Below are 26141 nucleotides of genomic sequence, written 5' to 3' on the forward strand. Positions count from 1 at the left end.
AAACAAGCCAGCGCGATTAGGAGTTCGCCAGGTAGTGCTTAATCTCCCACTCGGTGATCGTGGACTCAAACTTATGCCACTCGTCGCGCTTCTTTTTGAGGAAGAAGCCGTGGATGTGCTCGCCGAGGGCATCCTTCATAAACTGCGAGTCCTCAAAGACGTCGAGTGCCTCTTTGAGCGAGCGCGGCAGCGGCGTGTAGCCGGCCTCGAGCATCTGGCGGTCGGTGAGCTTGAGCGTCTCGGCCGTGGCCTCGGGCGGGAGCTCCAGCTTGCGCTCGATGCCGTCCAGACCAGCCGCCAGCGTGACGGCGTTGACCAGATACGGGTTGGCCATGGGGTCGGGGCTACGAAGCTCGATGCGCGTGGACAGCTGCTTGCCGGGCTTGTAGACCGGGATTCGGATCATGCTCGCGCGGTTGCGCAGGCCCCACGTGGCGTACTGCGGCACGGAGTCGCCGCCCGTGGTGATGCGCTTATACGAGTTGACCGTGGGGTTGGTGATGGCGCTGATCTCGCGCGCGTGCGCCAGGATGCCGGCCATATAGTGCTTGGCGATATCGGAGAGGTGGTACTTCTCGTCGTCCTCGCCCCAAAAGACGTTGTTGCCGTCGTGGTTGAACAGCGACTGATGCAAAAACATGGCGCTGCCGTCCTCGCCCGCCAACGGCTTGGGCATAAAGGAGGCGTGGCAACCGCTCTCGTAGGCCTGTTGCTTAATGATGAGTTTGGCCGTGGTGATGGCGTCGGACATGCTCAGGGCCTCGGCGTGGCGCAGGCTCATGCCGTGCTGCGAGCGACCGGCGGCGTGGAAGGTGTACTCCACGGGCACGGACATCTTCTCGAGTGTGAGGACCGTGTTGCGGCGCAGGTCGCGGGCGGCGTCGCTCACCGAAAGATCGAAGTAGCCCACGTTGTCGAGCGGCTCGGGCGTGTGCTCGTCGGGGAAGTAGTAGTACTCCAGCTCGGCACCCACGTTGAGCAGGTAGCCGGCCTTCTCGGCCTTGTAGAACATGCGGCGCAGGGCATCGCGAGGATCGCCGGCAAACGGCTTGCGATCGGGAGTGCACACGTCGCAGAACACGCGGGCGACGCCGTTGTGGCTCGGACGCCACGGCAGGATCTGGAAGGTCGAAGCATCGGGAAACGCCAGCATGTCGGCTTCCTCGGGCGTGGCAAAGCCCTCGATGGCCGAGCCGTCAAAGCCAATGCCCTCCTCAAAAGCGACCTCGAGGTCCTCGGGGCTAATGGCAAAGTTCTTGAGGCGGCCGAGAATGTCGACAAACCACAGACGCACAAAGCGGATGTCACGCTGCTCTACGGAGCGGAGTACGTAATCGATGTTCTGCTGGTTCATGTCGCTCCCCTTTCTTTCGGGCGGGTTTCGACTGGTCTATATCGCAGATACTATCGCAGAAAAATGTTTCCGCAGGGTTAAAGCGTATCAAGCGCTCAAAAAACGTGGGCGCGGAGGCCATCTGACTTACGCGCGATCATAAATGATCACTCCTTCGCGCTCGATTACCGCGGCAAGTTCGCCATCAAGATCGTCACTCGAAACGAGGTCAACCTGCCTCCCGGTTTCTTTGCGCACCGCCTCACCAAACGCCGACAACGCGAAAAGACCAAAGCCCTGCTCGCGATCAACTTCGAGATGTAAGTCGATATCGCTATCGGCACGCGCTTCGCCACGGGCATACGAACCAAAAAGAATCACGGTTTTGATGGCGGGAATCGATCTGGCTGCCTCGCGGACGGCGGACTCAATCTGGGCAATATCCAAAATGCCCGCCGCGGCGCTTTCGCTCGCAGAGCTTTTACCAAGTGAAGGAACAAACGGCAGCGAACGCTCGCGCAGCATCTGTCTCATAAACATATTGACCGCAACAGACGAAGTCATGCCAAGCTCTTCGCACAGTTCGGCAAATGAGTCTTTAATTGACGAGTCCACTCGCACACTCAGCACAGACGCAGCCATGGATACCTCCTGTATGACATTGTCTATATATTATCATACAGACTAGCGCGAGGTCGAAGCGCGGTGTTCGATGTGACCGGGGATCTCGATGCGTTTGGGCGCCAGCTTTGCGGCCTCGCCCACCGTGGTGGTGACGACGTCGATGCGCTCGGACAGGCGCTCGACCACGCGCTCGGCAATGGTGAGGGTATCCTGCGCGGCCGTTGTCACACCGCCAAAGAGCACATGGTTCCAGGGATAGTCGTCAAACGTTGCGATCTTGAGACCCGCTGGCAACGAGGGTCCCAACTGTGCCAGTGCCTCGGTTAGGCGCAGGAAGACCAGGCCGTTGGCAGCGATAAGGCCGAGTCTTTTGCCCGCATAGCCGCGGATAGTCTCGTCCAAACGGCCAGCGCCCGTGGCACCGCCATCGACCAGGGTGACGACCTCGCCCGCAAGACCGCGTTGCGAAAGCTCGTCGGCAAAGGCCTCGGCGCGCTCTCGACGCACGGGACTGTCGTCGCTTGCCTCGGTGAGCAGGCACAGGCGCTCGCTGCCCGCAGCGGCCAAGGCGTCCACCAAGCCGGCGACCAACTCACGGTTGTTAGATGTCACCAGATCGACACCGCCGGCGGCAACATCGCGGTCAAGCAGCACAACGGGCAGGCGCCCCGCGGCCGCGGCGATCGCCTTGTCGTTGCCGCCACAAGTGTTGACGACCAGACCGTCCACGCCGGCATCGATAAGCCTGGTGAGCGACTCGGCCTCCTTGGCGGGATCGTTGCCGCTAATGGCCGTCATAAGCGAGCAGCCGCGCGCGGCGGCGCTGGCGGAAAGCCCTTCGAGCATGGCGCTCGAGAACGGGTTGGCGATGTCGGCCAGGATCACGCCGATGAGGTTGGTGCGCGAGCTGCGCAGATTGCGCGCGGCGGCACGCGGGCGATAGCCGGTGCGCTCGATGACCTCGGCAATACGGGCACGGGTCTCCTCGGTCATTTGCCCGGGACGGTTGTTGAGATAGCGCGAGACCGTGGCCGGGCTCACGCCCGCCTCGGCGGCAATGTCCTTGATTCTCATCTGCGCCATAGCGCACCCCGTTTCCCAATTGTCGGCGGTCTGAGCCATTTTAGGCATTTTTTTAAAAAACTCGGTTGCAAAACGCTGTAGGTGAGCAGCATCGTTTTTGCGTCTCGAGCAGATGCGATGATGGGCTAGATGGCCGAGTCTTTGGACAGCTCAAAATAATCGGGATGCAAGGCAATAACCGGGCCCTGCTCCTCGGGCATCAGATGCAAGTGTGTCTCGGCCAGATAGCTCGCCGCATCGGTATCGCCCCTCTTAATGGCCTCGAGAATTCGGCGATGCTGCCGACGAATCGGCTCCCAATCCAGATCCTGCGACACCATACGCAGCCAGTTATACCGCTCAAAATGCGTATTGATGCTCTTCATCCAATCCCACAGCATGTGGCGACCGGCAATCACAAAACACGTCTCATGGAACAGGTTGTCCAGATCGAAAAAGCGACGCGTTTCGCTATGGTCGAGCGACTCGGACTCGGCGAGAATCTGCTCCAGCCGATGCTTTTGCTCGGGCGAGGCGGCCGAACAGCATTTAATAAGCACGCTTCTCTCGAGTTTCTCGCGCAAGAAACAGGCATTCTCGGCACGCTCCATGCTGATTTTCGAGACATAGGTGCCGCTTTTGGGACGCGTTTCCACCAGCTCCTGCTCACGCAGGCGCACAAAGGACTCGCGAATGGGCGTGCGCCCGATTCCCGTCTCCTTTTCCAGACCAATCGCCGAAAGGCGCGTGCCGGGCCTGAGCTCGGCATAGATGATCTTGGACCGCAGTGCGTTGTATGCCTGATCTTGCAGGCTCTGATAATGCTGGTGTTGTTCCATAAAGCCCTCGGATGAAGCCCACGGTTTGTCGAATATCACCCGTAATACTATCGCATCCCCCGCCCCCTCATAAGTTGCGGTGGAATAGTTCCTGCTCAAAGCCTTCAGCAGCAAAAACAGGAACTATTCCACCGCAACTTCCAACAGTCTTTTTGGGACGGGGCTTTTTGGCCACCCCGGGCCGCAGGTCGGCCCCTTGCCACAAAAGCGGCCCATCTACTACGTTAACGCGGAGAGCCCAGACCATGCTGAAAAGTGCGAAAACAAAACCGCTGGTAGAGAGCTTGTCGATTTTCGAAAAAGCCGACTATGGTTGACCCCTGCGGCTTAAACGTAGTAGATAGGCCCTTTTCGTGGCGCAGCACTACTGCACCCCAAATTGGCACCCCGAGCCCTCGTGAGTTGCCAACAAGCTGTTCGCCCAGCGCTTTATCCGCGCGGCATTTGGAAAATAGCACCACCGCAAAACCCGCGAGTAGCGCTTACTTTGCTATATCTCACTATACTTTGCTATATCTTGCTATACTTTGCTATATCTTGCTATATCTTGAGCAAAGGTGGCTCACATGCAAACAAACCCTTTTAAGCCCACAGCAGGTAAAACACCTCCCACGATTATCGGCCGCGAAGATGTACTCGAAGAATTCAGTGAAGGCCTCGCCAACGGGCCTGGTGCCCCGGGGCGCCTAATGCGCATAGCCGGCGTCCGTGGAACGGGCAAGACGGTCCTCCTTGACGAGTGCTCACGTTTGGCGCAAAGCCGTGGCTGGACGGTCATAAAAGAGGTCGCAACCGAGGGACTTTGTCAGCGCATTCTCGAACAGCTGCAGCCCAAATTCCAGGCCAAGCACGCCAGATTTGAGCCCACCGTAGCTGGCATATCCATCGGCAGCATAGATATTGAGCGAATCGGCCCATCGCTACGCGACACCATGAGACAGACAATATCCAAGAATGGAAATGGCCTGCTCATCACTCTCGACGAAGTTCAAGACGCAGAGCTCGATGAGGTCCGAACGCTCTCCATTGCGATTCAGCAGGTTATCGGCGAAGACCTTGATATCGCCTTTGTTTTTGCTGGGCTGCCTTCGATGATTGAAAGCATCATCAACGGAAAGACACTTACGTTTTTGCGCCGTGCCCTCCCCTTTGATCTGAAGGCCGTGGCAGTAACCGAAGTGTCGTACTCCCTCGAGGAAACCATTGAAGCGTCTGGCATGGAGTTGCAGCCAGGTATTGCCGGCCAACTTGCCGAGGCAACGCAAGGCTATCCTTTCATGATCCAACTCGTTGGATACTACGCATGGCAGTTGGCAAGACGCGCACATACAGCGATTATTGGAGAAGAAGAAGCCGAGCGTGGCATTGCAACGGCACGCGAACGCTTCTGCGCCATGGTGATTGAGCCCGCGCTGCAGCGCATTCCGCCCACGTGCATCGCTTATCTGCTGAGCATGGCGTCTTTGGGGCAGACGAGCTCGACCAGCATGGTTGCCGATGCCCTAAACAAAACGCCTCAACAGGTGAGCTCCGTCCGCAGCCGCCTGTTAAGAGAATCGATTATCGAGGCTCCTTCGTACGGCAAGGTCTCATTTGCCATCCCCTACATGCGCGACTACCTCTGCGAACACAAAGCCGAACTGGAAGTTGAACTGTAGAAACGGCAACTTCCCTGCAAGACGAAAACCGTTTTCGTACGGATTTAAAGCAGACGTAAACGGTTTTCGTCTGTTTTACGTTCGGAAATAAGACGCAAATTGCACTTTCGTATGGTTTTACGCCAAACGCAACACGCTTTCGTCCGGCTATGCGTCCCCAATCCAGACGAAAAAGGCCCCGAGCTCGTGTGAGCTCGGGGTTCTTTGTGCCGCACATCTATGAGAGGGAATCGATGCGCACGGGCGCTACTCCATGTAGCCGCCCTGGGATGGCGGAAACCTCGTCGTTCCCCGCCTGATGGGCGTGCTCAAGGCATCCGTCCCCCTCTTTATCGACGTGACCGACAAAAAGCTCGTCGAGGAGACTATCCGCACGCACCGCGATGTGGCCGACGCCATCGCCTCGCGCAATCCCACCGCCGCGCATGACGCGATGTATCTGCACCTGGTGTATAACCGCAACATGATTGCGGAGGGAGCAGAAGCAAAAGGCATTTAGGGCCCGACAATAATCTTTCTTTGGCAAAACGCAAGCGGCGGCCGCCCAACACACAGGGCAGCCGCCGCTTTTTGCAATCGATTGGCGCAAAGGGGTTGATTAGAGCTCGCAGGCAACCTTGTAGCCATCGCCGATGGCGTCGCGGATGTTGCCGCACTTGTTGGCGTCACCCAGCACGTGGGTGGTAACGCCGGCAGCGGCAAGGTCGTCGGCAAGCTTGGTGTTGGGACGATAGCCCATGGCAAGCACCAGTGTATCGGCACCGGTGATGGTGTGGACCTCGCCGTCCTTTTCGTAGCTGATGGTGTCCTCGGTAATCTCGGTCACCTTGGCCTCGGTCAGCACGTGAACGCCCTTGGAAAGCATGCGCGTGATGAGCACCGCGCGGCCGGCACCGCCCTCGTTGGCGGCGAGCGTCTTGGTCATCTCGATGACGGTGACATCGCGGTTGGCCGGCGACAGATCATTGACCAGCGGGGCCAAGTAGTCGGCCGTCTCGCAGCCAACGGTGCCGCCGCCCACGATGACGATCTTCTTGCCCGGAAAAGCCTTGCCGCCCAGCAGGTCGTCGGCCGTCATAACCTGCTTAAAGCCCTGCATGAAGGCCGGAGCGATGGGCTCGGCGCCATAAGCCAGGACAACCTCGTAGCCCGCGTAGTCACGCTGAATGTCCTCGGCAGTAAGCTCGGTGCCAAATACGCACTTCACGCCGGCCTCGGCCAGGCGACGATACTGATACTTGATCACGCGGGTGAGTTCCTGCTTTGCCGGCGGAACGGCTGCGATACGCATCTCGCCGCCCGGCTCGTCCTGCTTATCCACGAGCACCACGTTGTGACCGCGCTTGGCGGCAATGAACGCCGCCTCCATGCCCGCGGGACCGGCGCCCACAACCAGTACGTTCTTGGCCTCAGCGGCAGGCTCGTAGCCGGCCTCGTCGCGCTCCACGTCCGGGTTGACAGTGCAGGAGATGCGCTTGCCAAACATAATGCCGTTCAGGCAGCGCAGGCAGCCGATGCAGGGGCGGATGTCATCGGCGTTGCCGGCGGCTGCCTTGTTGCAGAACTCGGCATCGCACAGATTGGCGCGGCCCATCATGCAGATGTCGGCAGCACCGTCCTCAATCAGCTCCTCGGCAATCCAGGCCTCGTTGATGCGGCCGACGGTGGCGACGGGAATGTTCACGTGCTTCTTAATCTCACGCGAGCAGGCGGCGTGCGAGGCCTGCTGCGTGCCGGCGGCGGGAATGGCGGAGCCGCGCTTGATGGTGGTGCCGCCCGACACATGAATCATGTCGACGCCGGCCTTCTCCAGGCGACGTGAGACGTAGATCATGTCGTTGAGGGTCAGGCCGCCATCGGTGTACTCGTCGCCCGAGATACGGACGTCGATGATAAAGTCCTTGCCGCAGCGCTCGCGAATCTCGGCGATGACCTCGAGCAAAAAGCGCATGCGGGCGTCGAGCGAGCCGCCGTACTCGTCGGTGCGCTTGTTGTAGAGCGGAGTCAAAAAGCCGCCGAGCATACCGTGGGCGTGCGCCGCATGGACCTCGACGCCATCGACGCCAGCCTTCTGCATACGCACGGCAGCGTCGCCAAACTGATGTGTGAGCTCGTGGATCTCATCGACCGTGATGGGGCGCGGCGCCTCGCGGGCATAGGACGGGCCCACAAAGGACGGAGCGATCAGGCGCGGCGTGCCCGGAATGTTAAAGGCCATGTAGGCGGGGTGGAAGAGCTGCGGCATGATCTTGCAGCCATACTCATGGACGGCTGCGGCGAGCTTTTCCCAGCCGGGGATAAACGTGTCGTCGTAGCAGCACATGTCACCCGGTAGATAGGTATAGGTGGGCTCGACCGTCACGACCTCGGTGATGATGAGGCCCACGCCGCCCTTGGCACGGGCACGGTAATGATCGACCAAGTCGTCGGTCACATAGCCATGATCGGCCAGGTTCGTGGATACCGGCGGCATAAAGACGCGGTTCTTGACCTCGGTCGTACCGACCTTGATCGGGCTAAAGAGCATCGGGTAGGCGGAAGACTCCATACAGGGTTCCTTTCGTTTGAGCCGCTCGGCGGCAGTTGCTAACGTACTTATCGTATCAGCAACTGCCGTATCCGCACTCGCTCGCACTCCTCACCTTCAATCCCGACCCTCACAAAAAGTTGCGGTGGAATACGGAGTAGATGAGACTTTTGACAGCCAAAACAGTCCGTATTTCACCGCAACTGATGGGCGGGGTGGAATTGAGGGCTCAGATAGTCAGTCATGCCCTCATCCGCCACTCCCTCACCTACAGCGCGCCGTCCAACATAAGGTTCACCTTGAGCACGTTGACCGTGGGCTCGCCGAACACGCCGAGGAAACGGCCCTTGGTGCACGCGGCGATGATGTCGCGCACCTCGTCCTCACTTTTGCCCGTGGCCTTGGCAAGGCGCGGAACCTGGTACTCGGCGGCATCCGGAGAGATCTCCGGGTCGAGGCCGGACCCCGAACACGTCACCAGGTCGACGGGCACAGCGTCCATATCGGCATCGGGGTTGGCGGCGCGGATCTTCTTCACGCGCGCATCTATCAGCTGCCGATACTCCTCGCTCGCCGGGGACAGGTTGGACGGGGCACCATACGCCATGAGCTCGCCGTCTTCGCCTTCGACAATTGACACGTTCTGGATACGACCCCACATGTGGGCTTCGTCATCGAAGTTCTGGCCGATGAGCTCGGAACCCACAACCTTGCCGTCGACCGTAATGAGCGATCCGTTCGCCTGGTACGGAAACGCAAGCTGCGCTACGCCGGTCACCACGAGCGTGTATCCCAGGCCGCAGACGATGGTAAACAGCGCGAACACGCCAAGTGCGCGCGATGCGATACCTTTGAACATACAAACCTCCGTCTACATCATGCCAATGCCGAACAAGGCCAGCAGCATGTCGATAATTTTGATGAATACGAACGGCGCCACGATACCGCCCAGACCCCACACCAGCAGGTTGTGGGTCAGCAGCTGGCCGGACGAAAGCTCGCGGTACTTCACGCCTTTCAGGGCGGCAGGAATCAGCGCGACGATGACGAGCGCGTTGTAGATAATGGCGGACAGCACGGCAGACAACGGGCTGGTGAGCCCCAGGATGTTGAGGGCGTCCAACCCGGGGTAGATCGGCGAGAATAGCGCCGGGATGATGGCGAAATACTTGGCGACGTCGTTGGCGACCGAGAAGGTCGTGAGCGAGCCGCGAGTCATGAGCAGTTGCTTGCCGATACGCACGACCTCGATGAGCTTGGTGGGGCTGGAGTCGAGGTCGACCATGTTGCCGGCCTCCTTGGCGGCCTGGGTGCCCGTGTTCATGGCCACGGCGACGTCGGCCTGGGCCAGAGCGGGCGCGTCGTTGGTGCCGTCGCCGGTCATGGCGACCAGGTGGCCCTCACGCTGGAACTCGCGGATCTTCTCGAGCTTGCCCTCGGGGGTGGCCTCGGCCAGGAAGTCGTCAACGCCGGCCTCGGCGGCGATTGCCGCGGCGGTGAGCGGGTTGTCGCCCGTCACCATGATGGTCTTGATGCCCATCTTGCGCAGGTCGGCGAACTTCTCCTTAACGCCGGACTTGATGATGTCCTTGAGGTACACAACGCCCAGCACGCGGCAGTTCTTTGCCACGACCAACGGGGTGCCGCCCACCTTCGCAATGCGTTCAACGGCCTCGTCGCACTCCTGGGAGAACACGCCGCCGGCTGCCTCCACATAGGCGCGCACGGAATCGACAGCGCCCTTGCGGATCTCATTGCCCTCGTAGTTCACGCCGGACATACGCGTTGCCGCGGTGAAGGGGATGAACTCCATACCCTTATCCTCGAGCGTGCGGCCGCGCAGACCGAACTGCTCCTTGGCGAGCACGACGATGGAGCGGCCCTCGGGGGTCTCATCCGCCAGAGAGGACAGCTGCGCGGCATCGGCGAGTTCTGCCGGATCGACACCGTCGACCGGAATGAACTCAGCGGCCTGGCGGTTGCCCAAGGTGATGGTACCGGTCTTATCGAGCATGAGAATGTCGACGTCGCCGGCGGCCTCGATGGCGCGGCCGGACATGGCCAGCACGTTGGCCTCGTTCAGTCGGCTCATGCCGGCGATGCCAATGGCGGACAGCAGCGCACCAATGGTGGTGGGCGCCAGACAGACAAGCAAGGCAACGAGCGTGGTCACAGCGGTGGGGTTCGCCATACCGTTGAGCCCTGCAGAGAAATTCGAGTAGCAGTACAGTGCGAGCGTCACGAGGATGAAGATGACGGACAGAGCAACCAGAAAGATCTCGAGCGCGACCTCGTTGGGGGTCTTCTTGCGGGCGGCGCCCTCGACCATGGCGATCATCTTATCCAGGAAGCTCTGACCAGGATCGCTGGTGATTTTCACCACAATCCAATCGGAAAGCACGGTGGTGCCGCCAGTGACGGCAGAACGGTCGCCGCCAGCCTCGCGAACCACGGGTGCAGACTCGCCGGTGATGGCCGACTCATCAACCGAGGCGGCACCCTCGATGACATCGCCGTCTCCCGGAATCTGCTCGCCGGCGCGCACGACCACCAGATCCCCGCGTGAGAGCTCGGTACCGGGAACGACCGTGAAACGGTCCTTATCCTCGACGGACTCGATGCGATGGGCCTCGACGTCCTTTTTCGCCGCGCGCAGGGAGTCTGCCTGCGCCTTCCCGCGGCCCTCGGCAAGTGCCTCGGCAAAATTTGAAAAGAGGTCGGTCAGCCAGAGAATGACGGCAATGGCGATCACATAGTACGTGGGGACGCCGGCGTCCTGTACCCCAAAAATAGAGGCGATGGCCAGAATGGAGGTCATAGCGGCCGACAGCCACACCAGGAACATGACCGGGTTTTGGACCTGGACACGGGGGTCAAGCTTGGCAAATGAATCGCGCACCGCGCGGCTCATCATGTCTTTTTGCATAGTCATAAATCTGCGTCCTCCTTTACGCAATCATCTGGAAGAACTCGGCAACGGGGCCAAGCGCCAGGGCCGGGAAGAAGCTCAGGGCACCGATCAGTAGAACGATGAACACGAGCAGGAATACGAACATGCCGTTGGTGGTGGACAGGGTACCGGCGCTCTCGGCGACCTTACCCTTCTTGGCCAGCGAGCCGGCGATAGCCAGCGTACCGATGATGGGCATGAAGCGGGCGAACAGCATCTCGAGGCCGAGCATGACGTTGATCCAGGGAATGTTGCAGTTCATACCTGCAAACGCCGAGCCGTTGTTGCCGCCGCATGAGGTGAAGGCATACAGCACCTCGGAGAAGCCGTGCGCGCCACCATTGTTGAGCTGGTCGGCAAGACCGGGCACCATGCAGGCGATGGCCGAGCACACCAGAATGGCAAACGGAGTGGCGAGACACAGAACCACCGCCCAGCGCATCTCGGTCGGCTCGATCTTTTTGCCCAGGAACTCGGGCGTGCGGCCGACCATAAGGCCGGCGATAAACACCGTGAGGATGGCGAAGCCGATCATGCCGTACAGGCCGCAGCCCACGCCGCCGAAGACGACCTCGCCCAGAGCCATCTGGAGCATCTGGACAAAACCGCCCAGCGGGGTGTAGGAGTCGTGCATGGAGTTAACCGAGCCGTTGGAAGCGGCGGTGGTGTAAGCCGACCACGTGGAGGAGGTGGCGATACCGAAACGGCTCTCCTTGCCCTCCATGTTGCCGCCGGCCTGGCCGTCGGTCATCTCGATATTGACCGCTCCGCCATCGGCCAGCTGCGGGGTGCCCGCATGCTCGTTGACGGCGATGATGCCGGTGAAGATCACCAGCAGGATGAACATGGCGGCAAAGATGGCCTTGCCCTGCTTGGTGTTCTTGACGCCGATACCGAAGGTGAAGCAACAGGCGGCCGGGATCAGCAGCAGGCTGGTCATCTCGATGATGTTGGTGAAGGCACTGGGGTTCTCATACGGATGGGCGGAGTTCACGCCGAAGAAGCCGCCGCCGTTGGTGCCGGACTGCTTGATGGCAACCTGAGGAGCCGCGGGACCCTGGGGCAGGAACTGCTCGGTGACCACGCGCGCGTCCTCGACAACCTTGCCGTCGACCTTGACCGTGTCGCCCTCGATCTGGGCGCCGTCGATGACGCTCCAGCCGCCGTCTGCATTAGGCTGGACGGCGACGGGCTCTACGAGCTCAGCCTTCTGAGCCGGCTGGAAGTTGGAGATGACGCCACCGGCAGCCAGGCAGATGCCGAACACGAGGTTCAGCGGGATGAGCACATACAGGACGGTGCGGGTGAGGTCGACCCAGAAGGAACCCAGGCTCTGCTCCTTGACCTGACGGAAGCCGCGGATCAGCGCGAACATGACCGCGATACCGGTGCCAGCGGAAACGAAGTTCTGCACGGTGAGACCCATGAACTGCACAAGGTAGGACAGGGTGGTCTCACCGGAATAGGATTGCCAGTTGGTGTTGGTTATGAAGGAAGCGGCCGTATTGAACGAAAGGTCCCATGGCACACCCGGCAGGTGCTGGGGATTGCCTGGCAAGAAGGACTGAAGCGCCTGGAGTGCCACAAGAGCCACGAGGCCGATCCCCGAAAAGACCAGCACGCTCGCCAGATAGCGCCTACACCCCATCTGCTCTGCCGCGTCGATGCGAAGCAGACGATAGACGCCACGCTCCACAGGAGCAATCACAGGCGACAGGAACGTATGCTCACCATCCATGATATGGGCCATGAACCGACCGAGCGGAACGGCCAGGACGACGAGCACGGCAAAGTACAAGATGTACTGAATCGCAGCGTCCATAGTTTACGAATCACTCCTCATCAGAATGTAGATGTAATAGATAAGGAGTCCAATGCAGACGACTCCGATGATGGGAATGAGGATGTCCATTTTCCGCCCCTTTCACGCGCGGTCCGATGTCTCGGACGCCTGCTCTCGCAAGCGTCTGGGGACAGTAAACGCTTCTAGGGATTAAAGAGGCGTGAGGGCCGGGGCTCACGTCCTTAAGATGCCGTAAAGATGCAGGTAGAAAGCACTATTGCAGCTGCAGTGCGCCTATACTCGACCTCGCGAGCATACAGTGGTGTCTTCACCGCGTATGCACGCATGGACAACGCTTCAGAAAGGCTACGCTATGCAGCGCGACGCATCGGACACTCGCGTCAATCCAGACCTCATCCTCAAGGCAATTGAGAAAGACGAGGTCGCCGATGACACTCGAACCAGCCGGGGACACCTCAAGATTTTCTTTGGCTACGCTGCTGGCACAGGCAAAACCTATGCGATGCTTCAAGCCGCCCACGCCGCCAAGCGGCGAGGTGTCGACGTCGTCGCGGGATACATCGAGCCGCACGAACGTCCGGCAACTGCCCATCTTGCACAAGGGCTTGAGAACGTGCCCTGTAAGCTCATCAAGCACAACGGCATTGCGCTCAGCGAGTTCGATCTAGATGCGGCTATCGAACGCACCCCTCAGCTCATCCTTGTCGACGAGCTCGCCCATACGAATGCGCCGGGGTCTCGCCACGACAAACGCTATCAAGACGTCGAGGAACTTCTACATGCGGGCATCGACGTCTATACGACCGTGAACGTTCAGCATATCGAGAGCCTAAACGACATGGTTGCATCCATCACCGGCGTTATCGTGAGCGAACGAATCCCCGACCGTATCTTCGATGATGCCGACCAGGTCGAGCTCGTCGACATAGAGCCCGAAGACCTACTTGAGCGCCTTCGCGCCGGCCTCGTCTACCGTCCCGCACAAGCCGACCGAGCGCAACAGCATTTTTTTACCGTCGAGAACCTCACCGCACTCCGAGAAATCGCGCTGCGCCGCTGCGCCGATCGCACCGGCTACCTCACAGACGCCGCACGCGTGCTGGGAAACCGTGACTACTACACCAGGGAGCGCATCTTAGTCTGTGTCTCCCCGGCGCCGACCAATCCCCGCATCGTCCGTGCCGCCGCACGCATGGCGAAAGCGTTTCGCAGCGAGCTCGTCGCCCTGTTCGTAGAGAGCCCGCGCGCGCAGGCCATGAGCGATAATGAGCGCGCCAAGCTTGCAGCCAATATCGCCCTAGCCGAACAGCTCGGAGCACATATGGAAACCGTCTATGGCGACGACATCGCGTTTCAGATCTCCGAATTCGCACGCCTGTCGGGTATTTCGAAGATCGTCATGGGGCGCACGGGCGAGCGTAGCAGCGTCCGTCAGGCCCTCTTCGGCCGCAAATCTCTCGTAGAACAGCTCATAACATTCGCCCCGAACCTCGACATTTACATCATTCCAGACCAGTCGACTCCGCCCTCCCGGCCCGAAGGACGCCGCCGTGCGCTCGCCCTGCAGCCGCCCAGCAGCCGTGACGTGCTTCGCACACTGGCCCTCTCTCTTGTCGCCACGGCTGTTGGCACGGCTTTCCGCCATCTGGGATTTGCCGATTCCAGCATCATATCCCTCTATATCTTCACGGCCCTGCTGACCGCCGTCACCACGACGGGGCGTATCTGCACGATCGTATCGAGCGTGCTCTCTGTAGTGCTTTACAACTTCTGCTTCGTCACGCCTCTGTTTTCGCTCGCCAGCTACGACCGAAGCTATCTGGTCACGTTCGGCATCATGTTCGCTACCGCCATGGTCGCCGGCGAGTTAACTGCGCGTATCGCCGACAACGCTCGCACCTCCGCCGAGAACGCATTCAAAACGCGCGTACTCCTCGAAACGAACCAGCTCTTGCAGCAAGCCCATAGCGCGGAGGAGTGCGCCCGCGTCGCCATGAACCAACTCATCAAACTGCTAAAACTCGACGTGGTCTTCTACACCGCCGAACACGGCACGCTCGGCAAGGCGCTCTATGAGTCCGCTGGCGCCGAAAACCGATCCGCGTCGCTGTTCACCGACTACGAGCGCGCCGTTGCAACCTGGACCTACACCAACAACAAGCGCGCGGGCGCAAGCACGCGGACCCTGCCTGAGGCGCGCTGTCTCTACCTCGCGGTTCGCACCGGCGACAAGGTATTCGGTGTCATCGGCATCGCCCTGGAGGGGCGCGAGATCGAAGCCTTCGAGCATTCGATCGTCCTATCTATCGTAGGTGAATGCGCCTTGGCGCTCGAAAGCGACCGGGCGGCGCAAGAGCGCGAAGAGGCTGCGGTCTTGGCGAAAAACGAGCAGCTGCGCGCCAACCTTTTGCGCTCCATCGGCCACGACTTGAGGACACCCCTCACGGCTATATCCGGATCTGCGGCAATCCTTCGGAAGAGCGACGAGAAGCTCAGCCTCGAACAACGCTGCGATCTTGCCGATGCCATCTACGACGACTCCCTCTGGCTTATCGATACCGTGGAAAACCTCCTCGCCATCACACGCGTCGAGGACGGCACCATTCACCTCAACTTCACATCCGAGCTCATCGACGAGGTCATCGAGGCCGCCCTCAGCCATGTCGCCCAAGCATCGCATGGACGTGCCGTCACCATCGAGCACACTGACGACATCCTGCTGGTACGCATCGACGTCCATCTCATCATGCAGGTGCTTACGAATCTCATCATGAACGCCTTCAAATACACACCCGAGGACTCGACTGTCACCATCAGCGCACGTCGCGAGGGTGCGTTCGTCGTGGTGGACGTCGCAGACGATGGGCCGGGTGTGGCAGACTGCGACAAGCCTCATATCTTTGAGCGCTTCTTTACCTCAAGCAATACGCGGCCCGTGGATTCGCGTCGAAGCATCGGCCTTGGGCTGTCGCTCTGCCGCTCCATCGTGGAGGCGCATGGCGGCGCCATCGAAGTTCGCGACAACCACCCCCATGGGGCCGTCTTCCGTTTTACCCTGCCCGCCGAGGAGATCGAGATTCATGAATAATGCCGTTAAGCCACGCATCCTCCTGGTCGAAGATGACCTGACCGTTCAAAACCTCGTTTCGACCGCGCTTGACCTCCACGGCTACGTCGTGAGCAAGGTTTGCAACGGCCAGGCCGCCATCATGGATGCGGTGTCGCACGGCCCCAGCCTCATCATGCTCGACCTAGGCCTTCCCGACATTGACGGTATCGAGGTCATCACGAAGATCCGAAGCTGGTCGGCAGTCCCCATTATCGTCATTTCGGCGCGCTCCGAAGATTCCGACAAGATTGCAGCACTTGACGCAGGGGCAGACGACTACCTCACCAAGCCCTTTTCTGTGGATGAGTTGCTCGCGCGCGTCCGTGCGAATTTGAGGCGCTCATCGATGGCGTCGAGCGAGTCGACAGAAGCGAGCACGTTCGACAACGGTCCGCTGCATATCGACTACGCCGCGGGATACGCGACAAAAGACGGACGCGAGCTCTCGCTCACCCCAACCGAGTACAAATTGCTCGTCCTTCTGGCGAAAAACGTCGACAAGGTGCTCACCCACACCTTCATCACCCGCGAGATATGGGGCACGAGCTGGGACAGCGATCTGGCGAGTCTGCGCGTGTTCATGCGCACCCTGCGCAAGAAGATCGAAGCAGACCCCTCTCACCCCAAGATGATTCAGACGCACATGGGTGTCGGGTACCGCATGCAGCGTCTCTAGCCCACCCCACAAAAAAAAGTTGCGGTGGAATACGGAGTAGGTAAGGCCTTTGACAGCCAAAACAGTCCGTATTTCACCGCAACTGATGGGCGGAATGGAGTTGGAGGCCCAGGTAGTTGGTCATGCCTTCGACGGCGAGCTTGGCGCCCGCTACGGCATGGACCACGGTGAGCGGGCCGTTGACCACATAGTTAGCGATACCCCAAAATTACTCTTCAACTCGCCGCGCTCGCGTCCAAATGTACAAAGCGCCCCGCGGGCAGATGCTCGCAGGGCGCCTGGATGTCGGGCCTTACTTGATACCGCGACCCAAGTCTTCGGCAATTTTGTCCACGCCCTTAAGCGCAGCGCAAGTCTTTTTGTTGGAGCAATGCCCCGTGCAAACGCCACCCTGAGCGCAATCGGCGCAGGTGCCCTTGCGGTAGATGCGCACGCATACCGCGACAAACGCAATACCGATAACAGCCAGTACAACAATATCGATAGGTGCCATAGCAAGCCTCCTCTAGTTAACCACAACTTACTTTACCCCATTCTCCACCTGCCAAAAAGGGACAGGTTTATTTTGGTCGGTTTTATCTGCGGAAACGTCACATCTCCCCCACCAAAAAGCCCGAGTGTCGCTGGGACACCCGGGCTCGTGGAAAGGGGTTAATCCTTATTCGGACTTAAGCGGAAACTGCGGCGGAGGCAGTGTTGGTCTCGTCCTCGTCGGTCCAAGCGTGCTTAGGCATGGGACGGAAGATCTGGAAGAGCATCGCGACCAGCAGCACGATAGCCACAACCGTCCAGATACCAAACTGGCCAAGAACGAGCAAGTTGTAGAACTGGTTGATGAACAGGCCGATGACCCATGCGAAGGCGCACTCGTAGCCGATGGCAATCGCGGTCCACTTGCCGGAGTCCATCTGATTGCGGATGGTGCCCATGGCGGCAAAGCACGGGGCGCACAGCAGGTTGAAGGCGCCAAAGGCAACGCAAGCGCCCATAGTCGGGAACATGCCGGCAAACGCGGTCCACAAACTCGGGTCGGTCTCGGCAGCGTCGGCAACCGACAACAGCGAGCCGGCGGTGGCGACGACGTTCTCCTTGGCGACAAGTCCAGAGACAGTCAGTGCAGTTGCCTGCCAGGTGCTAAAGCCGAGCGGGGCGAAGATCCAGGCGATCAGGTTGCCGAGCATGGCGAGCACGGAGTAGTCCATGAACTCCTCGGGGATGCCGCCCATCGCAGGCAGGAAGCCAAAGGAACCGTTGTAGCTACCAAAGTTGGACAGGAACCAAACCACGACAGTGGACGCGAAGATGACCGTGCCGGCCTTCTTGATAAAGGCCCAGCAGCGCTCCCACACGTGCAGCGCCCAAGAGCGGATCGCCGGGAAGTGGTAGGCGGGAAGCTCCATAACGAACGGCGTCGGGCGACCGGCGAAGAGCTTTGTCTTCTTGAGCATAAGGCCCGAGGCGATGACGGCAAAGACGCCCAGGAAGTAGAAGAGCGGGCTGATCCACGCCGCGGTGGTGGAAGAGTCGCCGATGATGGAACCCATGAGCAGGGCGATGATCGGCAGCTTAGCGCCGCAGGGGATGAACGTGGTAGTCATGACCGTCATGCGGCGGTCCTTCTCGTTCTCGATGGTCTTAGTAGCCATGACACCGGGGACGCCGCAGCCCGAAGACACGAGCATGGGGATGAACGACTTACCGGACAGGCCAAAGCGGCGGAACACGCGGTCCATGATGAAGGCAACGCGGGCCATGTAGCCGCAGTCCTCCAGGAAGGACAGCATCACAAAAAGCAGGAACATCTGCGGCACAAAGCCGAAGATGGCGCCCAGGCCGCCGACGATACCGTCACAGACGAGCGAATCGACCAGGCCACCGTCCTCGGTGCCACCCGCCACAAGCGCGTCGTGGACCATAGTAGTGATACCCGGAACATAGGGGCCGTACTGTGCCGGGTCGACCGAGTCGGCATTGTCGCCCGCAGCCTCGACAGCCGCGTCGTAGGCGTCGCGGCCCTGGCCGAGCACATACCAACCGTCGGTACCAAAGAGCTGGTCGTTGGTGAAGTCGGTCACCGTGCCGCCCAAGGTAGAAACGGCGATGTAGTACACGCAGAACATGATGACGACAAAGATCGGCAGGCCCAGAATACGGTTGGTAACCACGCGGTCGATCTTCTCGGAGGTGCTCATCTTGGCCGGGGCCTTGGTGAGGCACTCGTCGATGATGTGCGCGATCACGCCGTAGCGCTCACCGGTGATGATGGACTCGGCGTCGTCATCGCAATCCTGCTCGCACTGGGCGACCAGCTGCTCTACGCGAGCAGCCTTCTCCTTAGTGAGGTTGATGAGCTTGCAGGCGTCCGCGTCGCGCTCAAACAGCTTGACAGCGTAGTAGCGGCGCTTGTTGGCGGGAACGCTCGCCGGAAGGTTGTTCTCGATGTGGTCCAGAACGTCCTCGATGGAGGAGTCGAACTTGTGCTCCGGCACCTGGCCCTTGGAAGCGGCGGACTTCTTAACCTGCTCGAACAGCTCCTTGATACCCTTGTTCTTAAGAGCCGAGATCATCATGACCGGGCAGCCGAGCTTCTTGGAAAGCTTGTCAATGTCGATCTTGTCGCCATTCTTCTCGACCAAGTCGGCCATGTTGAGGGCAACGACCACGGGCAGGCCGGTCTCGATAACCTGAAGCGCCAGGTACAGGTTGCGCTCGAGGTTGGTGGCATCGACGACTTGGACGACAACATCGGGCTCGCCGCTCATGAGGTAATCGCGCGAGCATTGCTCCTCGGGGCTGTAGGGGGAAAGCGAGTAGATGCCAGGGAGGTCCGTAATGGTAACGTTCTTGTCGCTTAGGAGCTTGGCTTCCTTTTTCTCAACCGTGACGCCGGGCCAGTTGCCAACGTAGCCGTTGGCGCCGGTGATCAGGTTGAAAAGCGTGGTCTTGCCGCAGTTGGGGTTACCCGCCAGCGCGACATGGATCTGAGAATCCGCCATTCAATCCTTCTTCCTTGTGTGCCTGCGCTGCTTTCTCCGCGCAGGCTGGATAATGTGCTTCAAAGATGCTGCATTAAGTTAGAAAAACCTAACTTTATCTGCAGAAATATGCGCCGCGAGTCCTTACTGGACCTCGACGACGGCGGCCTCCTCCTTGCGGATGGAAAGCTCGTAGCCGCGCACGTTGATCTCGACCGGATCACCGAGCGGTGCAACCTTCACGACCTTGAACGAAGTGCCCTTGATGAGCCCCAAGTCCATAAGGTGGCGGCGAAGCGCACCCTCGCCGTGAAGCTTGACGATGGTGGAGCTCTCGCCCACCTTAACGTCACCCAACGTCTTCATTTACTTGTCCCCCTTTCAGTGCGTACAGAAATACCGTCGACTAACCGACGGTCATGATGTGCATGGCAACCTTGGAATCGATACCAAAGCGTGCGCCCAGCACAGTGACGATGATATTGGCACCACTCGAGCTCACCACGTGGATTTCGTTGCCCTCGACAAAGCCGAGGTCCTTGAGGTGGTGCTTCATATCCTCATTGCCCTTTACACGAGACACGCGCACGGTTTCGCCCGCTTTTACCATCGAAAGCGGCATTGCCGGCATCTGCGGTCCGCAAGACATGAGTGGCTCCTAACGTCAGTTCGTCCTCAACATCGACGCGGTAAAAGTTAACCACGCCTATGTTCGCTTTAGTAAACTAACACGTGGTTAACTTTTTGGAAAGGGTCCCCATTCAGATTTCGGAAAAGTTTCCTATACGAAACAAAGGCACCGCAAAGACCGTCTCTTTGCAGTGCCTATTGATACCAATTTATGCAACAGAGGGGACTGCCCCTTTGTCACATTGTTGAGGTTAAAGCGAGAGGTTCCTGATCGACGTGACGCAGGAGGCCTCATCCACGCCCGAAACGCGGAACACGATGTCTTCGCCACATTCGCCGTAGAGAGCCATGAGCCCTATAACATCGCGGCCATCCGTGTGGCGATTGCCGATACTGACTGACACGTCGCTACGATGCTTGGCAATGATGTCATAGAGCAGCGCAACCGGGCGGGCATGTAATCCCAACGGATCTTTAATCGTCTTTGTAAACTCGACCATGTCCCCTCCCGCGGCATCGCACATTCGGCCGGCAAAACCCAGCCACGTGGTAGCTATTGTACGTTACCGGCGCACCCCCGTTCCGAAAAAAACGAGGGAAGGCACGCGTCCTTCCCTCGTTACAGGCAATATGTAGCCGCTTGCCTACATCAGACGCAGGCTGACGTCCTTGAGCTGAGCGCCGGAAACGGCACTCGGGGCGCCCGACATGAGGTCGGAGCCGCTGGCCGTCTTGGGGAACGCCATGACGTCGCGGATGGAGTCGGAGCCGGTGAGCAGCATGCACACGCGGTCCAGGCCCAGAGCGAAACCACCCATCGGGGGCGCACCAAACTTGAGGGCCTCCATGAGGAAGCCGAACTGCGACTCGGCGCGCTCCTCGGTAAAGCCCAGGAGCTTGAGCATGGACATCTGCATCTCGGCGTTGTGGATACGCATACCGCCGCCGCCAGCCTCAAAGCCGTCCATGACAAAGTCGTAGGTGCAAGAACCGGCTGCCAGCGGATCGGCCTCGATCTTGGCGATGTCGGTCTCGGTCGGCAGGGTAAAGGGCTGATGCTCGGCAGCATAGGCCTTACGGTCCTCATCCCAGTGGAACAGCGGGAAATTGACGACCCACAGGAAGTCGTGACCCTCGCGCTTGATCTCGAGCGCGTTAGCCATGTGGGAACGCATGCCGCCCAGGATCTCGTCGGAGAGCAGGCGCGGGCCGGCGGCAAACATCACAAGGTCGCCGGGCTCGACGTCCATGCGCTCGCGCAGAGCCGCCATCTCCTCGTCCGAGAAGAACTTGACGATGGGGCTGTTGATGGAGCCGTCCTCGCGGAAGGCGATCCAGGCCAGGCCCTTGGCGCCAAACGTGGAGGCCACGCCAGCGAGCTTATCGATCTTGGCACGTGCCCAGGCACCGGCGCCCTTGGCGTTGATGGCCTTGACGACAGAACCCTCCTCGTTTGCGGCAGTCGCAAAGACCTTGAACTTGGAGTTGGCAAAGATGTCGGTCAGGTCGACCAGGTGCATGCCATAGCGGGTATCGGGCTTGTCGGAGCCATAGGTGTCCATGGCTTCCCAGTAGTTCATGCGACGCAGCGGCATGGGCATCTCGACGCCCATGCGGCCGAAGGCATCGGCAAGAACCTCTTCGAGCGCGCTCATAACGTCGTTCTGGTCCACGAAGGACATCTCGATATCGACCTGGGTGAACTCGGGCTGACGGTCGGCACGCAGGTCCTCGTCGCGGAAGCACTTGGCAACCTGGTAGTAGCGCTCGACGCCACCGACCATGAGCAGCTGCTTCAGGAGCTGCGGGGACTGCGGCAGGGCGTAGAAGTTGCCCGGCTGAATACGGCTGGGAACGATGAAGTCGCGGGCGCCCTCGGGCGTGGACTTGAACAGGGAAGGCGTCTCGACCTCCATGAACTCACGGTTGTGCAGCGCCTCGCGAATGGCAAAGGTAAAGTCGGAGCGCAGCTTGAGGTTGGCCATCATCTCGGGACGACGGAGGTCCAGATAGCGATAGCGCAGGCGGGTATCCTCGCTGGTCTCGATGCCGTCCTCGATCTGGAACGGCGGGGTGACGGACGTGTTGAGCACCTCGGCATGGTCGGTCAGGACCTCAATCTCGCCGGTCGCGAGCTTGGCGTTGGTGGTCTCCTCGCCACGGGAGCGCACGACGCCGTGAATCTTGATGGGCCACTCGGGACGCATGGTCTCGGCGATCTTAAAGGCGTCGCCGTCGGAGTGCTCGGGGTCGAAGGTGAGCTGCGTGATGCCCTCGCGGTCGCGAAGGTCGCAGAAAATAAGGCCGCCGTGGTCGCGGCGACGGCTCACCCAACCGGTGAGGGTGACCTCTTCGCCCACGTTCTCGCAGCGAAGCTCGCCGCAGGTACGGGTGTGCATGGAATGCTCGTCGATGGGACGGGTCTGGCTCATACCAGTGATCCTCCTTTATGGATCTGTGCCGCCCCGTGTCGTTCCGGGCGGCGTCGTACAGATTTGCCCGGCCTGCGTAAACCGCGCAGCCAGACATGGCGTTCTATCTTATCGCACCTGCGTCGATGTGCCGCGGAAAAGTAGCTCATGCCCAAAGACTTGACGGAGACGAAACAATTGATGCGCCGTGGCCGTCGCCAAGGCGCGCCGCGTGCGACAATGTGCCCCAATACAACTGCACTAGGAAAGGCCCGCCATGACTGCACGCCTCATCGTTATGGATATCGACTCTACGCTCATCAACCAGGAGGTCATCGACCTGTTGGGCGAGGAGGCCGGCGTGGGCAAGCAGGTAGCGCAGATCACCGATCGCGCCATGCGCGGCGAGCTTGACTTTAAGCAGGCGCTCGAGGAGCGCGTGGGGCTGCTTGCCGGCCTGGACGAGAGCGTGTTCGAGCGCACCTTTCCGCGCGTGACGTTTACCCCCGGCGCGCTGGAGCTTGTGCGCTCGGCGCACAGCAAGGGCTGGAAGGTCGGCGTGGTAAGCGGCGGCTTCCACGAGGTCGCCGATAAGATCGTGGCCGCTGCGGGCATCGATTTTTGTCTAGCGAACCGCCTGGAGGTCGTAGACGGCAAGCTCACCGGTAAGTTGGCTGCCGACATCGTGACCAAGGAATCCAAGCTCATCCAGCTGCTGGATTGGGCAGTTGAGTGCGGCGTCGATATGGCCCACACCGTCGCGATCGGCGACGGCGCCAACGACATCCCCATGATTCAGGCCGCGGGCACGGGCATCGCGTTTTGCGCCAAGCCCAAGACGCGCGAGGCCGCCCCGTTTGCCATCGACGAGCGCAATCTGATGCTCGCCATGGACATCATCCTGCGCGACTAGTCAATCCGTCTAACAACAGAATCAATTCCTCTATGTCTAGTTTCCGAACGATTTTGTTCTAATGTTCGGAAACTACCCTTCTCGTGCTAGACTTTGCACCGTCGAAGGGAACATATATGGATAAGCGAGATCTTGAGCAATTGCTGAGCGATGTTGCCGACGGAACAGTCACCCCGGCAGTCGCCCTCACGCGCATCCAGACGGCGCCAACCGCCGATCTGGGTTTTGCGCAGCTCGATCTTTCGCGCGGGGTGCGCCAGGGAGCCGGCGAGGTTGTCTACGGCGCCGGTAAAACCGCCGAGCAGATTGCCGCCATTATCAAAGCATTACTCAATGCCGGCCAGGTGCGCATCCTGGTCACGCGCTTGGACACCGAAAAGGCAGCCCGCGCCTCGAAGCTCCTCGGCAACGGCATCGACCTGGGATATGTCCCAGACGCACAGCTCGCCCTCGTGGGCGGCAAGCCCTCCCCTACCGGCAACGGACGCATCGTTGTCGCCTGCGCCGGTACGAGCGACCTGCCCGTCGCCGAGGAAGCCGCGTTGACGGCCGAATTCTATGGCAACGAGGTCGACCGCCTCTACGACGTAGGTGTCGCAGGCCTGCACCGCCTGCTCGCGCATGCCGAGGAACTTGCCCAGGCGCAGGTGGTCATCGCCATCGCCGGCATGGAGGGCGCCCTGGCGAGCGTTATCGGCGGTCTGGTGAGCTGTCCGGTCATCGCCGTTCCCACCAGCGTGGGCTACGGCGCAAATTTTGGAGGCGTAGCCGCGCTGCTCGCCATGCTCAACTCCTGCGCCAGCGGCGTATCGGTCGTCAATATCGATAACGGCTTTGGTGCCGCCTACCAGGCAAGTCTTATCAATCATCTGAGCGCCGGCACATCCTGCGCCCGTTAAGGAGCATTCCATGTCCAACCATCAGCACACGCTTATCATCGACGGCACTTCGGGCATCAGCGGCGATATGACCGTCGCGGCCCTGCTCGACCTGGGCGCCAGCGAGGAGCACCTGCGCGAACAGCTCGCCACGCTGCCGGTCGACGGCTTTTCGATCACTGTAACGCGCGTAAACAAGCATGGCATCGACGCCTGCGATTTCGACGTCCAGCTTGCAGAGGGCCTCGAGAACCATGATCACGATATGGCCTGGCTCTACGGCAACGAAGCAGCTGTCGAGCATATGCATGAGCATGAGCACCACCATCATGACCATGACGAGCACGAACACGAACACTGCCACGAGCATGAACACGTGCACTGCCACGAGCATGATCATGAGGCCCACGACCATGGCCACGAGGACCATCATCACGCCCACCACCATCACCACCGTTCTTTGGCGGACGTCACCGCCATCATCGACGGCTCGCAGCTAAGCGATGGCGCCAAGCGTCGCGCCCTCGCCATCTTTACCGCACTCGCTGCTGCCGAGGCCAAGGCTCACGGCAAAACACCCGAGACCGTCGTGTTCCACGAGGTGGGCGCCGTCGACTCCATCGTCGACGTCTGCTCCGTCGCCATCTGCCTCGATGACCTTGGTATTGAGGACATCGTGGTCGAGTCGCTTTCCGAGGGCCACGGCACCATTCGCTGCGCCCACGGCCTCATGCCCATTCCCGTCCCCGCTGTTGTCAACCTGTGCCAGGCAGGCAATATCGCCCTCACGCCTGCACCTGTCGCCGGCGAGCTCGTGACGCCCACGGGCGCCGCCATCGTCACCGCGCTGCGCACGTCCGACCAACTGCCCCCACGCTACCGCATCGAAGCCGTCGGCTACGGCGCCGGCAAACGCCCCTACGAGGGTTGCTCCGGCACGCTCCGCTGTCTGCTCGTTCACGCGGACGCATAGCCATGGATGCCCGCAAGGAAAAAAGCCGCGCCGCCATCGTCGCAGCATTCTCCGAGCTCCTGCGCGAGAAAGACTACAGCAAGATCACCGTCGGCGACATCATTGCTCGCGCCCACGTAGGTCGCGCGACGTTCTACGGCCTCTTCAAGAGCAAAGATGACCTGCTCGCCAAGCTCGTGAGCGACATCTGCACCCACGCTCTCGACGACGATGGCACACCACTCGACGACCCACTCGTGCAGGTCGAGCATATCCTCAACAACCTCTGGGAGCGCCGCCAGGGCGTCCGAGCTCTCGTAGCCGGCGCCGGCTCACGCATCTTCGCCGACAGCCTCCGCAAGACCATCATGGCCCGAGCAGCCGAAACCGTCCCTACCGACCCAAACGGCCCCGCCGCCACCATGGACCGAAGCTTCCTACTACACCACATAGCCTCAAGCTTCGTAGGAATGGTCCAATGGTGGGCCTGGCACAACTTCCAAGCAGATAAGGCCGAAGTAGCCAAAGACTACCTATCAGCTATTAAGCCTCTCTTCAAGTAAGTAAACCCCTCATCTCAAAGCCCCGCCCCAACCCAAAGCACAATCCATCCCAAAGTGCCAACAGCAGCCCAACGCCCCTACCAGCAACAAGCCCCTCCCATCCAAATTCAGATATATATGTTGGGTTGCTTGTACGAACGCAACAAAGACCCCGCAGCCGTCCGCATGGGGTAACTTCCCAGCGCACTCCGCAGGACGCAAAAAGGCTCGCCGCACAAAGTGCGCAGCGAGCCTTTT

General features: G+C 60.2%; 22 protein-coding genes. 8 read left to right on the plus strand and 14 right to left on the minus strand.

From position 1 onward, the window contains the following. Positions 1-16 precede the first annotated feature (16 nt). From ACEG18_RS03875 to ACEG18_RS03890, 4 genes are all read right to left on the minus strand, one after another. Positions 17-1354 (minus strand): glutamine synthetase family protein, encoded by a 1338-nt coding sequence (locus tag ACEG18_RS03875; protein ID WP_372541316.1) that lies wholly within the window; start codon positions 1352-1354, stop codon positions 17-19. Positions 1355-1480: 126 nt separating this feature from the next. Next, a complete protein-coding gene (locus tag ACEG18_RS03880) occupies positions 1481-1975 on the minus strand; it encodes a type II toxin-antitoxin system RelB/DinJ family antitoxin (protein WP_372541318.1) in 495 nt (164 codons plus the stop codon). Positions 1976-2017: 42 nt separating this feature from the next. Next, complete coding sequence (locus tag ACEG18_RS03885; protein ID WP_372541320.1) at positions 2018-3040, minus strand: LacI family DNA-binding transcriptional regulator; 1023 nt, start codon at positions 3038-3040, stop codon at positions 2018-2020. Positions 3041-3165: 125 nt separating this feature from the next. Further along, the gene (locus ACEG18_RS03890; protein ID WP_372541321.1) at positions 3166-3858 is read right to left on the minus strand and encodes a GntR family transcriptional regulator; all 693 of its coding nucleotides are present in this window, start codon (positions 3856-3858) and stop codon (positions 3166-3168) included. Between the two features lie 566 nt (positions 3859-4424). On the opposite strand from ACEG18_RS03890, the gene ACEG18_RS03895 reads away from it, so the two are divergent. Both ACEG18_RS03895 and ACEG18_RS03900 read left to right on the plus strand, forming a co-directional pair. Further along, positions 4425-5516 carry an ATP-binding protein gene (locus ACEG18_RS03895; protein WP_372541323.1) on the plus strand — a complete coding sequence of 364 codons (1092 nt, stop codon included), beginning with the start codon at positions 4425-4427 and terminating at the stop codon, positions 5514-5516. 298 nt (positions 5517-5814) lie between these two features. Next, on the plus strand, positions 5815-6015 hold the full coding sequence (locus tag ACEG18_RS03900; RefSeq protein ID WP_254179304.1) for an FCD domain-containing protein: 201 nt from the start codon (positions 5815-5817) through the stop codon (positions 6013-6015). 99 nt (positions 6016-6114) lie between these two features. Here the strand turns inward: ACEG18_RS03900 and ACEG18_RS03905 are convergent, their stop codons facing one another. The 4 genes from ACEG18_RS03905 to kdpA all read right to left on the minus strand — a co-directional run bounded on the left by ACEG18_RS03905 (position 6115) and on the right by kdpA (position 12815). Next, complete coding sequence (locus tag ACEG18_RS03905) at positions 6115-8064, minus strand: NAD(P)/FAD-dependent oxidoreductase (protein WP_217107556.1); 1950 nt, start codon at positions 8062-8064, stop codon at positions 6115-6117. 247 nt (positions 8065-8311) lie between these two features. Continuing rightward, a complete protein-coding gene (kdpC, locus tag ACEG18_RS03910; protein WP_368135845.1) occupies positions 8312-8902 on the minus strand; it encodes a potassium-transporting ATPase subunit KdpC in 591 nt (196 codons plus the stop codon). Positions 8903-8914: 12 nt separating this feature from the next. After that, positions 8915-10975: a potassium-transporting ATPase subunit KdpB gene (gene kdpB / locus ACEG18_RS03915; protein ID WP_372541325.1), complete on the minus strand. Its 2061-nt coding sequence runs from the start codon at positions 10973-10975 to the stop codon at positions 8915-8917. A gap of 16 nt (positions 10976-10991) precedes the next feature. Beyond that, positions 10992-12815 (minus strand): potassium-transporting ATPase subunit KdpA, encoded by a 1824-nt coding sequence (kdpA, locus tag ACEG18_RS03920; protein ID WP_372541327.1) that lies wholly within the window; start codon positions 12813-12815, stop codon positions 10992-10994. Between the two features lie 334 nt (positions 12816-13149). Here kdpA and ACEG18_RS03925 point away from each other — a divergent pair, with 334 nt between their 5' ends. Together ACEG18_RS03925 and ACEG18_RS03930 are read left to right on the plus strand one after the other, a co-directional pair. Further along, complete coding sequence (locus tag ACEG18_RS03925; protein ID WP_372541329.1) at positions 13150-15885, plus strand: ATP-binding protein; 2736 nt, start codon at positions 13150-13152, stop codon at positions 15883-15885. Continuing rightward, positions 15878-16582: a response regulator gene (locus ACEG18_RS03930; RefSeq protein WP_372541330.1), complete on the plus strand. Its 705-nt coding sequence runs from the start codon at positions 15878-15880 to the stop codon at positions 16580-16582. The genes ACEG18_RS03925 and ACEG18_RS03930 overlap by 8 nt, the downstream gene beginning before the upstream one ends. Positions 16583-16874: 292 nt before the next feature. Here the strand turns inward: ACEG18_RS03930 and ACEG18_RS03935 are convergent, their stop codons facing one another. From ACEG18_RS03935 to aspS, 6 genes are all read right to left on the minus strand, one after another. Beyond that, the gene (locus ACEG18_RS03935; protein ID WP_035136858.1) at positions 16875-17075 is read right to left on the minus strand and encodes a hypothetical protein; all 201 of its coding nucleotides are present in this window, start codon (positions 17073-17075) and stop codon (positions 16875-16877) included. A gap of 175 nt (positions 17076-17250) precedes the next feature. Beyond that, a complete protein-coding gene (gene feoB, locus ACEG18_RS03940; RefSeq protein WP_372541331.1) occupies positions 17251-19578 on the minus strand; it encodes a ferrous iron transporter B in 2328 nt (775 codons plus the stop codon). Between the two features lie 123 nt (positions 19579-19701). Continuing rightward, positions 19702-19923, minus strand: a complete 222-nt coding sequence (locus ACEG18_RS03945; protein WP_006234774.1) for a FeoA family protein — start codon at positions 19921-19923, stop codon at positions 19702-19704. 40 nt (positions 19924-19963) lie between these two features. Beyond that, on the minus strand, positions 19964-20206 hold the full coding sequence (locus ACEG18_RS03950; protein WP_022094360.1) for a FeoA family protein: 243 nt from the start codon (positions 20204-20206) through the stop codon (positions 19964-19966). 232 nt (positions 20207-20438) lie between these two features. Continuing rightward, the gene (locus tag ACEG18_RS03955; protein WP_372541333.1) at positions 20439-20687 is read right to left on the minus strand and encodes an HPr family phosphocarrier protein; all 249 of its coding nucleotides are present in this window, start codon (positions 20685-20687) and stop codon (positions 20439-20441) included. Between the two features lie 144 nt (positions 20688-20831). Continuing rightward, entirely contained in the window at positions 20832-22619 is a 1788-nt protein-coding gene (aspS, locus tag ACEG18_RS03960) for an aspartate--tRNA ligase (protein WP_372541334.1), read from the minus strand. 256 nt (positions 22620-22875) lie between these two features. On the opposite strand from aspS, the gene serB reads away from it, so the two are divergent. The 4 genes from serB (at position 22876) to ACEG18_RS03980 (ending at position 25904) form a co-directional block, all read left to right on the plus strand. Further along, positions 22876-23511, plus strand: coding sequence for a phosphoserine phosphatase SerB (gene serB, locus ACEG18_RS03965; protein WP_372541336.1), 636 nt, complete (start codon positions 22876-22878; stop codon positions 23509-23511). Positions 23512-23627: 116 nt separating this feature from the next. After that, positions 23628-24410 (plus strand): nickel pincer cofactor biosynthesis protein LarB, encoded by a 783-nt coding sequence (gene larB / locus ACEG18_RS03970; protein ID WP_372541338.1) that lies wholly within the window; start codon positions 23628-23630, stop codon positions 24408-24410. 10 nt (positions 24411-24420) lie between these two features. Continuing rightward, positions 24421-25362 carry a nickel pincer cofactor biosynthesis protein LarC gene (gene larC, locus ACEG18_RS03975; RefSeq protein ID WP_372541339.1) on the plus strand — a complete coding sequence of 314 codons (942 nt, stop codon included), beginning with the start codon at positions 24421-24423 and terminating at the stop codon, positions 25360-25362. 2 nt (positions 25363-25364) lie between these two features. After that, positions 25365-25904, plus strand: coding sequence for a TetR/AcrR family transcriptional regulator (locus ACEG18_RS03980; protein WP_372541341.1), 540 nt, complete (start codon positions 25365-25367; stop codon positions 25902-25904). Positions 25905-26141: the final 237 nt, after the last annotated feature.

It is taken from the genome of Collinsella aerofaciens, assembly GCF_041537385.1.
Classification (GTDB): domain Bacteria; phylum Actinomycetota; class Coriobacteriia; order Coriobacteriales; family Coriobacteriaceae; genus Collinsella; species Collinsella aerofaciens_BV.

Excerpts from the sequence above, each read along its gene's own strand:
- ACEG18_RS03950 (WP_022094360.1), bottom strand. The coding sequence starts at position 20,206 with ATGTCTTGCGGACCGCAGATGCCGGCAATGCCGCTTTCGATGGTAAAA.
- feoB (WP_372541331.1), bottom strand. The coding sequence starts at position 19,578 with ATGGCGGATTCTCAGATCCATGTCGCGCTGGCGGGTAACCCCAACTGC.
- ACEG18_RS03980 (WP_372541341.1), top strand. The coding sequence starts at position 25,365 with ATGGATGCCCGCAAGGAAAAAAGCCGCGCCGCCATCGTCGCAGCATTC.
- kdpC (WP_368135845.1), bottom strand. The coding sequence starts at position 8,902 with ATGTTCAAAGGTATCGCATCGCGCGCACTTGGCGTGTTCGCGCTGTTT.
- ACEG18_RS03930 (WP_372541330.1), top strand. The coding sequence starts at position 15,878 with ATGAATAATGCCGTTAAGCCACGCATCCTCCTGGTCGAAGATGACCTG.
- ACEG18_RS03945 (WP_006234774.1), bottom strand. The coding sequence starts at position 19,923 with ATGAAGACGTTGGGTGACGTTAAGGTGGGCGAGAGCTCCACCATCGTC.
- ACEG18_RS03955 (WP_372541333.1), bottom strand. The coding sequence starts at position 20,687 with ATGGTCGAGTTTACAAAGACGATTAAAGATCCGTTGGGATTACATGCC.
- ACEG18_RS03880 (WP_372541318.1), bottom strand. The coding sequence starts at position 1,975 with ATGGCTGCGTCTGTGCTGAGTGTGCGAGTGGACTCGTCAATTAAAGAC.
- ACEG18_RS03935 (WP_035136858.1), bottom strand. The coding sequence starts at position 17,075 with ATGGCACCTATCGATATTGTTGTACTGGCTGTTATCGGTATTGCGTTT.
- ACEG18_RS03895 (WP_372541323.1), top strand. The coding sequence starts at position 4,425 with ATGCAAACAAACCCTTTTAAGCCCACAGCAGGTAAAACACCTCCCACG.
- kdpB (WP_372541325.1), bottom strand. The coding sequence starts at position 10,975 with ATGACTATGCAAAAAGACATGATGAGCCGCGCGGTGCGCGATTCATTT.
- ACEG18_RS03925 (WP_372541329.1), top strand. The coding sequence starts at position 13,150 with ATGCAGCGCGACGCATCGGACACTCGCGTCAATCCAGACCTCATCCTC.
- larB (WP_372541338.1), top strand. The coding sequence starts at position 23,628 with ATGGATAAGCGAGATCTTGAGCAATTGCTGAGCGATGTTGCCGACGGA.
- ACEG18_RS03875 (WP_372541316.1), bottom strand. The coding sequence starts at position 1,354 with ATGAACCAGCAGAACATCGATTACGTACTCCGCTCCGTAGAGCAGCGT.
- larC (WP_372541339.1), top strand. The coding sequence starts at position 24,421 with ATGTCCAACCATCAGCACACGCTTATCATCGACGGCACTTCGGGCATC.
- kdpA (WP_372541327.1), bottom strand. The coding sequence starts at position 12,815 with ATGGACGCTGCGATTCAGTACATCTTGTACTTTGCCGTGCTCGTCGTC.
- ACEG18_RS03885 (WP_372541320.1), bottom strand. The coding sequence starts at position 3,040 with ATGGCGCAGATGAGAATCAAGGACATTGCCGCCGAGGCGGGCGTGAGC.
- ACEG18_RS03900 (WP_254179304.1), top strand. The coding sequence starts at position 5,815 with ATGGGCGTGCTCAAGGCATCCGTCCCCCTCTTTATCGACGTGACCGAC.
- serB (WP_372541336.1), top strand. The coding sequence starts at position 22,876 with ATGACTGCACGCCTCATCGTTATGGATATCGACTCTACGCTCATCAAC.
- aspS (WP_372541334.1), bottom strand. The coding sequence starts at position 22,619 with ATGAGCCAGACCCGTCCCATCGACGAGCATTCCATGCACACCCGTACC.
- ACEG18_RS03905 (WP_217107556.1), bottom strand. The coding sequence starts at position 8,064 with ATGGAGTCTTCCGCCTACCCGATGCTCTTTAGCCCGATCAAGGTCGGT.
- ACEG18_RS03890 (WP_372541321.1), bottom strand. The coding sequence starts at position 3,858 with ATGGAACAACACCAGCATTATCAGAGCCTGCAAGATCAGGCATACAAC.